Annotated in this window: 10 protein-coding genes; all 10 read left to right on the forward strand. The window is 25.1% G+C overall.

Annotated elements, in window-relative coordinates; genetic code table 11:
• The first annotated feature begins 157 nt into the window (after positions 1-157).
• The gene (locus AAT22_RS02080; protein WP_047000068.1) at positions 158-1546 is read left to right on the forward strand and encodes an AAA family ATPase; all 1389 of its coding nucleotides are present in this window, start codon (positions 158-160) and stop codon (positions 1544-1546) included.
• Entirely contained in the window at positions 1536-2219 is a 684-nt protein-coding gene (locus AAT22_RS02085; protein WP_047000069.1) for a hypothetical protein, read from the forward strand. The genes AAT22_RS02080 and AAT22_RS02085 overlap by 11 nt, the downstream gene beginning before the upstream one ends.
• 124 nt (positions 2220-2343) lie before the next feature.
• Positions 2344-5538 (forward strand): type I restriction endonuclease subunit R, encoded by a 3195-nt coding sequence (locus tag AAT22_RS02090; protein WP_047000070.1) that lies wholly within the window; start codon positions 2344-2346, stop codon positions 5536-5538.
• Positions 5539-5581: 43 nt separating this feature from the next.
• Positions 5582-6040, forward strand: a complete 459-nt coding sequence (locus AAT22_RS02095; RefSeq protein WP_047000071.1) for a hypothetical protein — start codon at positions 5582-5584, stop codon at positions 6038-6040.
• Positions 6030-6746, forward strand: coding sequence for a SprT family zinc-dependent metalloprotease (locus AAT22_RS02100; protein ID WP_047000072.1), 717 nt, complete (start codon positions 6030-6032; stop codon positions 6744-6746). Before AAT22_RS02095 ends, AAT22_RS02100 begins: the two co-directional genes overlap by 11 nt.
• Positions 6747-6792: 46 nt before the next feature.
• Positions 6793-9318 carry an SIR2 family protein gene (locus tag AAT22_RS02105; RefSeq protein ID WP_047000073.1) on the forward strand — a complete coding sequence of 842 codons (2526 nt, stop codon included), beginning with the start codon at positions 6793-6795 and terminating at the stop codon, positions 9316-9318.
• A gap of 403 nt (positions 9319-9721) precedes the next feature.
• Entirely contained in the window at positions 9722-10114 is a 393-nt protein-coding gene (locus tag AAT22_RS02110; RefSeq protein WP_047000074.1) for a hypothetical protein, read from the forward strand.
• A gap of 49 nt (positions 10115-10163) precedes the next feature.
• Complete coding sequence (locus AAT22_RS02115; protein WP_047000075.1) at positions 10164-10778, forward strand: PH domain-containing protein; 615 nt, start codon at positions 10164-10166, stop codon at positions 10776-10778.
• 193 nt (positions 10779-10971) lie between these two features.
• Positions 10972-12045: a sporulation integral membrane protein YtvI gene (gene ytvI / locus AAT22_RS02120; protein WP_047000076.1), complete on the forward strand. Its 1074-nt coding sequence runs from the start codon at positions 10972-10974 to the stop codon at positions 12043-12045.
• 228 nt (positions 12046-12273) lie between these two features.
• On the forward strand, positions 12274-12867 hold the full coding sequence (locus tag AAT22_RS02125) for a zinc dependent phospholipase C family protein (protein WP_156174270.1): 594 nt from the start codon (positions 12274-12276) through the stop codon (positions 12865-12867).
• The last annotated feature ends 124 nt before the right edge of the window (positions 12868-12991 follow it).

Here is a 12991-nt window from a genome sequence, read left to right on the forward strand (position 1 = left end):
AGTCATAGAGTAATCTATGGCTTTTTATTCAGTATAATAAATTTAAAATCAGGGTATAATAAAAATAAAATTAAAAAAAGAAACATTTTGTATTATTTAATCATATAAATATGTTAAAATGATATATATAATATAAAATAATTCTGGAGGAGTTATTATGAATAAAGTAGTTGTTCGTTTACAGGAAATTATTATGAACAATTTTAAAAATGTTGAGTATGGTAAAGTTTCTTTAGAAAGTTATGCTAATTTTAATGAAAATAGAAGTGCGAATGATATTTTGGGGATTTATGGGCAAAATGGTTCAGGAAAAACAGCATTGGTAGATGCACTAGAAGTATTAAAATTACTTCTTTCAGGTGAAGAATTGCCTAAGGATATGAATTATTTAATTAATTCAGTGAGTCAAAAAGCAGTGTTACAATTTACATTTTTTATTGAAAGATTAAATGAAAAATACTTTGTTTATTATTCAGTAGAAATTACTAAAGGTGACAATAAAAATAATGCTAAAATTAGTAAAGAGACAATAAGTTTTTCACCAATATTAGATAATAAAAGGGCACCGAAATCTAGGATAATAGATTTTGATATGGATAATGAAAATATAATAAAGCCTATAGCTAGATATAATGAAATTATAAGTTCAGATAAGAACAATGCTGTAAATTTAGGTGTTTCAAAAGTATATGCATTAGAAAAGGGAACATCATTTATTTTTAACGATAGAAGTATAAAAATATTTGATGAAGGATTCAAAAAAAATATAATTTTTTCTAATATAATAAATAGCTTAAAGAGATTTGCAGAGTTAAATTTATTTGTTATTAAAAGTGAACAGTTGGGTGTAGTAAATATGAATCAATTGTTACCTTTAACATTTAGATTAGAAAGTGAAAATAGGATTATTTCAGGAGATTATGCAACATTATTTGGTACATCAACCATAAGCGAAGAAAGCTTTATTTTACTTAAAAAAATAATTAATCAGATAAATATAGTTATAAATGCTATTATTCCAGGATTGATAGTAGATGTCATTGATTATGGACAACAACTTGATGAGAATGGAGATATGAAGGTAAAGGTAGAATTAGTATCTGTAAGAGGAGAAAATAAAGTTCCACTTAGATATGAATCCGATGGTATAAAAAAAATACTTTCAATATTAAGTGCAATGATCTCTATGTATAATAAAAAGGATATATGTCTTGTTGTAGATGAGTTAGATGCTGGAATATTTGAATATCTTTTAGGGGAAATTTTAAATGTATTACAAGAAAATGCTAAGGGACAATTTATTTTTACATCTCATAACCTTAGAGCATTGGAAAAACTAAATAAAGAATCAATAATATTTACAACTACTAATCCTAAAAATAGATATATAAAACTAACAAATGTAAAGAGTAATAACAATCTTAGGGACTTTTATTTAAGAGTCATTTCATTAGGAGGGCAAAAAGAGGATATATATCAAGAAACTAATACTTATGAAATAAATTATGCATTTAGAAGGGCAGGGAGGATATTAGATGAAGAGTAAAAAAGTAATTCTATTCATTGTTGAGGGAGTTACAGATAAAAACTCACTTTCATTAATATTATCTAAATTAATTTCTAATAGTCATATAAGATTTCATATAGTTGGTGGAGATATAACAACAAACAAAAATACAACAATTCAAAATTGTATAACAAAAGTGAATGATGAAATAAATAAATTTCTAAGTATAAGTAAATTTAAAAAAAATGATATATTAGAAGTGATTCATCTTGTAGATACAGATGGAGTATATATAAAAGATGAATTTGTAAAACTAGATAGTACTAATAATATAATTTATAAATCGGATTGTATGTTAACTGATAAAGTAGAATTAACTATTGAGAGAAATAGGAAAAAGACAAGCATATTAGATAAATTATCTACTAATTCTAAAGTGTCTAGAATTCCATATTGTATGTATTATTTTTCATGTAATTTGGAACATGTTCTTCATAATGAACAAAATTTAGATGATAGTTTAAAAACAAAATATTCTTATGATTTTGAAGATGAATATTATGGTAAAGAATTAGAATTTAAAAATTTTATTCAGAATAGTGAGTTTTCAGTTAAAGGCAGTTATAAAGAAACTTGGGATTTTATAAAAGTTAATAATAATTCTCTAAATAGATTTTCAAATCTTGGATTGTTTTTCGAAAACAATTTATAATTATTAAGAAAAAAATATATATAGTCATAGAATAATCTATGGCTTTTTTTATTTACATAATAAGGTTAATAACTGTAAAATAGTGTATAATTAAAGTAGTATTATAGAGGTTAGGGGGAGTTGAATGTCGTACTTAGGAAATGAAGAAACCTTAGTAGAACTACCAGCAATTGAGTATTTAGAGAAGAAATTAGGGTATAATTTTATTCATGGAAAAGAACTGATTCCTGCAAGTCGAGCAAGGGATTCTTTAACTGATGTTGTATTGGTAGATAGATTAAGAGCAGCATTAAAAAAGATTAATCCATGGATGAATGAAGAAAATTTAGATAGAGCTATAAGATATATTAGTAGAGCAGATAGTTTAGGAACTAGTCTTTTAGAGATAAATGAGAAAATTTATGATGTTTTAGTAAACTTAACTTTTACAGTTGAACAAGATTTAAATGGCGATGGTCAAAAAAAGAATCAGACTGTTGAATTTATAGATTGGGAAAATGTTGATAATAATGATTTTTTAGTAGTTCGTCAATTTGAAGTTCAAACTTTAAGTGGAAAGTCCATTTTCCCTGATATAGTTATTTTTATTAATGGTATTCCTGTAGTTGTTTTAGAAGCTAAATCCCCTTTCTTGGAAAGAGGAAACAATGAGAATATTGGAAAGAAAGAAGCCTTTGAACAATTAAGAAGATATATGAATGTTAGAGATGAATCTTTAGGTGAAGGAGCTCCAAGATTATTTTATAGCAATTTCTTTACTGGGATTTTAAATAGATATAATGCTTACGTTGGAACAATAAGTTCAAAATATAATCATTATTTACAATGGAAAGATCCATATCCATTTAAGAAAAAAGAAATAGAGAATTATAATGATTGTGGACAAAATATTTTTATTCAAGGATTTTTGGAAAAGAAAAATTTACTTGATTTAATGAGAAACTTCATTGTTTTTGAAGCTGATAATGGATCTATTATTAAAAAGGTTTGTAGATATCAGCAATTTAGAGCTGTTAATAAATCTATAGATAGAATTGAACATGGCAAAGACAAGTTGTCAAGAGGTGGAGTTATTTGGCATACTCAAGGTTCTGGTAAGTCATTAACCATGGTATTTTTGGCAAAGAAGATTAAGAGAACTAAGGGATTAATGGATTCCACCATAGTAGTAGTTACAGATAGAATAGACCTTGATAAACAAATATTTGGAACATTTAATAGAACTTTATCAAAGATTACAACACCAGTTAGAGCTGACAAAATCGAGTATATGAAAAACTTATTATCTAATCCACAGCCACAAATAATAATGACAACTATTCAGAAGTTCCAAAATGAAATTGAAGAGAAGCAAGTTATTTTTGAAGGTAAGAAAACCATTCAAAAGTATGCTGTGGAATATCCAGTTTTAAGTACAAAGCAAAATATTATTGTTTTAGCAGATGAGGCTCATAGAAGTCAATATAAAGATACGGCATCAAATATGAGATTAGCATTGCCTAATGCTGTATTTATTGGATTCACAGGAACTCCAATAGATAAAGAAGATAAATCAACAAAAAGAACTTTTGGAGAATACATAGATAAATATTCTATTAAATCAGCAGTGGATGATGGAGCTACAGTTAAGATTGTATATGAAGGAAGGAGACCAGACTTACAAGTAGTTAGTGAATCTTTAGAAGAGTTATTTGATGAAGCTTTTGATGATAAAAGTGATGAAGAAAAAATAGCTATAAAAGAAAAGTATGCTAATAAAAGAGCGGTTGTAGAATCAGAAAGTAGAATAAATGATATAGTAATAGATTTATTACATCACTATAAAGAACAGATACTTCCTAATGGATTTAAAGCACAAATAGTATGTGTATCAAGAGAAGCATGTGTTAAATATTATAATGCTTTAAATAAGCATATGAAGGATACATTAGGAGAAGGTTTTGAAGCAAAAGTAATATTTTCAGGAAAAAATAATGATCCAGTTCACTTAAAAAACCACTTTACAACAAAAACAAAGCAGGATGAAATAATAAATAGATTTAAGCAACCTTTAAATAAAGATAAATTAAGTTTTTTAATAGTTAAGGATATGTTATTAACAGGATTTGATGCTCCAATTGAGCAAGTTATGTATCTCGATAGACCATTAAAGGAACATACTCTATTACAAGCAATAGCAAGAGTTAATAGAACCTTTACTAGAGAAGTAGAAAGAACACTTGAAACTAGTTTAGTAGTAAAAGAAAACATAATAAAGCAATGTGGATATGTAGTTGATTATTATGGAATATCTAATTATCTTGAAGAAGCATTAGCTATATTTGATAAAGAAGAATTAGGTAAGCCAATGGATTCTTTAGATGATTTATACAATGAGATGCTAGATTATAGAGAATCTATAATGGGTATGTTTAGAGGAATAAATAAAAATGACTTAGATGCATTAGTTAATAAAATTGAACCAGAGGATAAAAGAGCAGAATTTGAACTTATGTATAAAAAATTCTCAGGAGCAGTAGAGAGTTTATTGCCTAGACATGTAGATACAGATATACTAAATGATCTAAAATGGCTTTCATATATTAGAGCAGCAGCTAAAGCTAAATTTAATCCAAGTGGTGCCATAGATATTTCTGATTGTGGAGAAAAGGTTAGGGAAATAATAGAAAATAACTTAAAGTCACTAGGGGTTAAAGCCTGGATTGCTCCAATAACTTTATTTGAAAAAGACTTTAAGGCTAAGATTAATACATTAAAGTCAGATGAAGCAAAAGCATCAGCTATGGAACATGCTATAAAGCACACTATAAATATTAGAATGAAAGAAAATCCAGCTTATTATGAATCATTACTAGAAAGACTTCGGAAGATATTAGAAGAAACTAAAATTAATTGGATTGAAAGAAAGAAAAGACTTGAAGAATTCATTAATAATGATGTAGAACAAGGAGCAGCAAATGAAGCTAACAACTTAGGACTTGATGAAAAAGAATTTGCTTTCTTTAAAATAGTTAAAAAGTATCTAGATGAAAATAATAATGGAGAAGCAGATTTTATTGTTAATGAGGATGGAGAAACTTATGTAAGTGATGAAACTATAGAATTATCTAAAGAAATAGCTAAAGATGTCAAAAATGTAGTTAGGGATAATTATATGATTGATTGGGTTACAAACCCTACTAAAACTAATGATATACAAAGGGCTATAAAGCTTATGTTAATTAAGAAATATGCTAAGAAATTATCTAGGGATGTTAGAGAGAAAATAATGGAACCATTATTAAATTTAGCAAAGATACATTTTGATGTATTATCTTAATTACTAACATAAAAATTGTTTCGTGGAAGAAGGGTTCTATAATATGCTATCAAAAGAAATTATAAAAATAAAATATAATATTTCTTCTAATAATTATGAAATTAGTATTTTAAGAGAAAAAATTAAGAATTTAGATAACGAAAGAGAAAAATATTTAAAAGAACTTAAGGATTTAGTAGTAGATAAAAACTATAAAGATAAATGCTTTACTTGCACAGAAGGTGTATATTCATCTGATGAGTTTTGTATTAGATGTGGATGGCTTAAATGCAGTTGGTGTAAAAGTTGTGGATGTAATTATGGGAGTTCGAGGGTTAATAAAAAATATAAAAATATTCTAAAAAGCAATAGTGAAGCAAAAATACTAAAAGAAAAAATCGAACAAATTTATGAGAAAAAAAGTCTATACAATGGGAATTGTAATAAGATGATAAATGAGAATGATTTATTCAAGAAAAAGCTTAAGCAATTTGTTAAACTTGGAGTAAAAAATGAAACATAAAGTGCAATACGGAACTAAAGAATTAGAATTCAAAGTTGAGTTTAGAGATAGAGATACTATGAGCATTTCAGTAGAGCCACCTAATAATATTTTAGTGGTAGTTCCCACTGGAACTTCCGAAGATGAAATAAAAGATATAGTAAAATCAAAGGGCTACTGGATAGTCCAAAAACTTTTTGAATTTAGGAATATAGAGTCTAAAAAAGTTAACAGAGAATTTGTAAATGGAGAATCTTTTATGTACTTAGGAAGAAATTATTCTCTTCAAATATATATAGATAAAACTTTACAGAATAACTCAAAAGTTAAACTTTTTAGAGGAAAGTTCCATGTTTATGTTAAGGAGAAAAATGATGAACTTATTAAAGTTGCTATGGAAGCTTGGTATAGAGAAAAAACAGAAGAGCAAGTAAAGAAAAGAATTAAGTATTATCAAAAGTTTTTTGACAAGAAACCAAGTGATATTAAAATTAAAGAACAAAAGAAAAGATGGGCTAGCTGTACATCAAAGAATGAGCTTCTATTTAACTGGAGATGTGCTATGGCAAAGGCTCCAGCTTTAGATTATATTGTTGTCCATGAGATGTGTCATATGTATTATATGAATCATTCACAGGAGTTTTGGGATTTATTAGCTTCAGTTATGAGTGATTATGAAATTAGAAAAGAATGGCTTAGAGATTACGGTATAAGAATGGATTTATAATTATTAATTGATATAAAGAAAAATATAAGATTTGAGGTAGAAAATTATGAGAAAAGAAAATGAGATTTTAAGAAATTTATTAATAGAAAAATCTCCAATTTTGTTTACAGGAGCAGGTTTTTCTTTTGGAGCTATTAAAAGTTTTGATAATAATTTTGAAGTTCCTAAGAATTTAGAAAAATTTATAAAAGATAATTTGCTAAACTTGAAGAGTGATGATTCGGATTATGAAGAAATATTGAGATATGATTTAAAAGAAACGTGTTCGTATGTTAAAGATATTAAATCTAAAGAAGAATTAGAAAAATTTTTAATTGATACTTACTCCGGATTAAAGCCAAGAGATTTTCATAAAAAAATTACTAAATATAATTGGAGAAAAATATATACAACTAATATTGATGATATGATAGAAAGAATCTATAAGGAAAGTAATATAGCAATAAATATCCAAAATTCTAAAAAAGAAAATATAAATTTAAAAAAAGGTGAGAAATGCTTAAGTTACTATAAGTTACATGGATGTATAAATAATAAATCAGAAGGATTTACATTTTCAAATGGCGAATATACTAATATGATGGTTAATTTAGATTATAGATTGTTAACTTTATGTTCAGATATTCAAAAAGAAGATATTATTTTTATTGGAACAAGTTTTGAAGAACCTGATATAGAGTATTATTTGGAGTTTTATAGAAATGCAGGATATGAAACTAAAAGAGGACAAATAGTATTCATTAATCCTTCTCCTACATTAAAACTAAAGAGGAAAGCTCAGGAGTTAGGTGCTGTAATTATAAAATGGACAACAGAAGAATTTTTAGAGTTTATTGATAAATTAAATTATAATCCACAAACAATCGATAAATTAATAAAACAAATGAAATATGAAGGTTTCTTTAGACTTAATGAGATAAGAGAAATATATAAAGGTGATTTATCATATTTCAGTAAGCTATACGAAGGAGAATCTATTCATTGGAAAGATATATTTTATGAATGGGATTTTATTCACCCTATAGAAGAAGATATTATTAATGACATAAAAAATAAAAATAACTTTAATGTGAAATCAAATGTACATTGTGTTACTGTTGTTGGAAAATCTTATACTGGAAAAAGTACAATATTAAAAAGAGTAGCAGCCAATCTTTTTAATTTGGGATATGATGTTATCGAGTACACAGGAACAGAATTTAATAAGAATATATTAGTAGAATACATCAATTTATCAATTAATAGTAAATTTGTTTTGTTATATGATAATGCTAGTTCAGGTTATCCTATTATTGAAAGTTTATTGAAAGATAAAAGGATAAATAAAGAGCTAATAATTTTAGCTGGTGCAAGAGAATATTATCATAATAAAAAGAAGTATTATTTAGAAGATGATTTTAAAAGTTTCAGAGAATATATATTAAAAAATAATATTGATAGAGAATATGCTTCGTGTATATTAGAAAAATTGTCAGATAAAGGATTTGAAGGGCATTTAAGAGTTCAAAAAAAGGAAGAGGAAAAATTAAAATTAATAACTAAAGAAAAAGATCTATTAACTTTTATGCTTAAATTAAATAATGGAGTAAAGTTTAAGAAAAATATAAAAAGAGATGTAGATAAAGCAATTAATATAGATAATATAAATAAGAAAATTATGATAAGTTTAGCTTTATTTGATAGTTTAGATGTAAGTTATTTTCCGGTAGAGCTGTTAAAACCAATTTATAATTCTAGCATTGATAATTTATTAAATAGTAGCGATGGAATATTTAATATGATAAAAGTAACAAGTAACGGAATACAAATAAGAAACTTATATTATGCACAAGATATTTTAAATTTTGCAGAAAATGAAGAAAAGATAGAATGCCTGTACAACGTACTTGTGAATATTGCGGCATTTGTAAATGAAGACAAAGCTAATACGTATAGAGAAATGTTTGAACAATTGACTAAAGAAGATAGGCTTAGAAATCAAGTGAAACTTTCAAAGTTAGATATTAAAAAGTTATATTATAAAATTAAAAATTGGTATGAAAACATAAGTTATTATTGGTTACAATTAGGATTGATAGAACAAGCAAGCTCAGATTTTGAAAGTGCATCTAATCATCTTCAACAAGCAGAAAGTATAAGACCAAATACTTATCAAATTCAACATGCATTAGGCAGAAATTATTTAAGACATGCTAATTATGTAGATGATATAAATTTTGCAATTCCTCTTTTTGAAAAAGGAGAAGAGATATTAATCAGATTGATAGAAAATGAAGAAATAAAACAGCCTATAGCATATTCTATAAATTGTTATTTGCATGAAAAAATAAATTTTATAAATAAGTTTGGATTAGAAATAAGTCAAAATGAATGTAAGAAGATTTATGAATATATGGAGATTATGATAAATAAGAGAAATGGTAATTACGAAGAAAGAGATATTTTTTTATTAACAAAATTTATGAGACTGTTGAAAGAAAAAGGAATATATGGAGTTATAAAATTTACTAATAACTCAAAATACTCTGGAATAAATAAATTAATATTAGAGAGAAAGATAAAGGTTTATTAGCAAGTGAGCAGTTGTGGTATACTGCAACCACCTGAAAACCTAATATAGAAGTATAAAAATAAAGAGAAAATATAAAAAAGATTCACTTATATATTTTCTCTTTTTATTTTGAAATATAAAGTTAATTGTAAATAATATTGGAGGTAGATTAATTTATGAATTAAATTCTATAACAGCATATAATTTAGAAAATTGAAGGCTGGTAGGATATTTCAATAGATTACAATGTTCAAAGACGTCAAGTGGATATATATAAGTTTGTGTTGACTTGGAGCGAAGCGACGGAAAAAGCAAATTTACGTATATCCACTTTTTTATTTTAACTATTTTTATGTAAACATATTCTATAAAATCTATGATAAAATATATATATATTGATTAATTAAATTAAGGAGGATTAAACTTGGGAAATGGAGTAAGTATTCAGTGTAAAAAGTGTGATTATAGTACTACGTTATTTGAAGGATTGGGAAGTAGAACGCAAGACTTTGAAGTATTTAGACGAGAGCTTACTAAAAAAGAAAATGAAATTATAGACTTTATAATTAATAATAATAATATAAATAAGATATTTCATTATAATGTATACACAAAGTGTGAGAAATGCGGAAATTTATCAACTGTTCCTTATGTTGAAATTAATTATGATAATAATAAAGTATTTAAATTAGATTATGAATGCAAATTATGTAAAGGTAAATGTAATTTAATAAGTGAAGAAGAAGTAATAAATAGCAAATGTCCAATTTGTAATTATGAACATCTTCAGAGTGTTAGAAACATATTTTGGGATTAACATTAAATAAAATTATAAAAAAATAATATAAAATTTGGAGGGGTTATTTATGTTGAAAAAATTAGCTTCAGATGCTTTAGGACTAAGTGACATTGGAAAAATAATTGATAAAAAGGACTTTAATAAGGTAGATGCAGATGATTATATAATGCATGAAGATGGAGAGCAAATATTTTTTCTTATAAAATCAAGAACTGATGAATATTGTTTTACTAATCTAGCGCTTATTCATGTAGATGGAACATCTGCTGTAAGTAAAAAGAGACTTGTAACTAGATATGATTATTATAAAAATATTATTAGAAGTGTAGCTATAGAAACCGCAGGAACTATAGATTTAGATTGTGAAATTAAATTTATTATTGGAGAAACTAAGTTTTCTATAGATGTAGATAAAAATCAAATAGAACAGTTAAAGGATTTATATAAATCATTAGTTAGAATATCACATATATCAGATGAAAATGAAATTATGCTTGGTAAATCTGAAGAAACATTAAAGATAGCAGCAAGTGCTTGTGCATCAAGTAAAGTAGTTGATGGTAATGCTGCACAAATATTTAAAGATATAAATGAGTATGCATTTAATTGGACGAAGATAAGCAGAGAAAATTATATTAAAAAAGATTTTACAGATGTATTTAAGAATTATATTAATAATTAGAAATAAGCTAAAATGACAAAAATAAAGATAGAGAAGTATTAATATTTCTCTATCTTTAATTATTATATTTGAATTGTTCAAAAATAAATTCATTTTATACTTTTCTTAAGTTTAACTTAATATTAAAAATTTGAATTTAAAATATAAATAATTTATTGTATAATCAAAGAAAAAATTAGGAGATGATTAAATAATGGGTGTAGAGAAAAAAAGGGAGTTTATAATAAATACAATATACTTTTTAATTATTGCAGCAATAATTTATATAACAATTAAATATGGATTAGGTTGGTTTTTTCCATTTGTAGTTGGGTTTGGAATAGCATTTATATTAAAACCATTAATTAATTTCATATCAAAAAAGTTACGAATTAATAGAAAAGTTGTTGCTGGAATAACTGTACTAATATTTTATACAACTGTAGGAGCACTATTTACATTAATTATAGTTAAGATATTTGTAGCATTAAAAGAAGTTTTTATGAAGTTACCTAATATATATATAACAACAATAGAACCTTCAATATTTCAAATATCAAGTAACTTTGAAGAAATATTAGTGAAATTAGATCCAGCTTTAATGCAAGCTATTAGAGATATGATATCTTCATTAACTAAATCATTAGGAACAATAATAACAAATATATCCTCTGGTGTAGTTTTATTTGTATCATCAACAGTTTCCTCAGTACCATCATTTTTTATTTTGGTAATATTTTCAATTATATCATCTTTCTTCTTTGCGATGGATTATGTAAGTATTACAAGTTTTATAACAAGGCAATTTTCAGAAAAAAGTTCAAGTATTATATTTGAAGTAAAAAACTATATAGTTGGAACTTTATTTAAATTTATAAAAGCCTATTCAATAATTATATCGTTAACTTTTATAGAATTAGCAATAGGACTTTCGATTTTAAAAATTGAAGGGGCGATTACAATAGCTCTTCTTATAGCCTGTGTAGATGTATTACCGGTGCTTGGAACTGGTGGAATAGTAATTCCATGGATATTAATAGAATTAATTAGGGGAAACATAGCTTTAGCAATAGGATTAACAATACTTTATGTTGTAATAACAGTAGTTAGAAATGTATTAGAACCAAAGGTTGTAGGACAACAAGTAGGGTTGCATCCATTAATAATGCTTATGTGTATGTTTATAGGTGTAAAGATATTTGGATTCCTAGGGTTATTTGTATTACCAGTAATAGTTATAATTTTAAAGAATCTAAATGATAGCGGAAAAATACATATATTCAAATAATTAAAATAAGATACTAAAAATACACAAAGTTAAGAAAATATATTTTAATAAGTAAGTAAATAATTAAAAATAAAATTAACAAAAAATGGATAGTTATTTATAATAGTTAGTAAAGATAATTTAAATCTTATATGATAATAAGTGGACATATATACAGAAAAACATATTTGTTTTCTATTTGAAATAGTATTATCATATAAATATAAAATAAAAGCGAGGTGAGAAACTATGATGATGAATACTCACAAAGCTTTAGCACAAAAATTCATAAATAGTGTAGAAGAAGATAAAGTCTTTATAATAAATGAAGGACATTTTATATGGGGTAATTTAAAACCTGATTCTGTATCAAAATATAAATTTAAAAAACATTATATAGATGAAAGTTTTGATATGATTATTAAAAAAATAGAATTTTTATCTTCGTTAACATTGGATGATATTTATAATAGGTATTCACCAAATAAATTTAATCAAGAACTAGGTGTTGTATGTCACTTCTTATGTGATTATTTTTGTATTCCTCACTTTCAAAGATGGGAATTTAAAAGTGCTAATGCTATGAAAGAGCATGTACTATACGAAAATGACTTAAATAAATTTTCTAAAAGTTATAATATTAAACAAGATATAAATTATCATCTAACCTCAGAAGAAATAAGAAAATATATTATGAATTTACAAAAAGAGTATCAAGGTAAAATTTCTTATGAAAAAGATTTACTTTTTGCTAGTCATATTTGTACAACAGTTATAAATATGGTACTAAATGAAGTAGTTTTAAATCAAAAATTAAAAGAGCATATTGCCTTAGTTATATAGAGAGTCAATGACTCTCTATTTTTTTTAAATTTTAATTAGAATATCTTTATAATAGTTGACATTTTTGTGAAAGTTAGCATATAATATTATTAAACAAACATATGAACAATTGCTCATATGTTCA

The sequence above is a fragment of the Clostridium sp. C8 genome, assembly GCF_001010885.1.
GTDB lineage: Bacteria > Bacillota > Clostridia > Clostridiales > Clostridiaceae > Clostridium > Clostridium sartagoforme.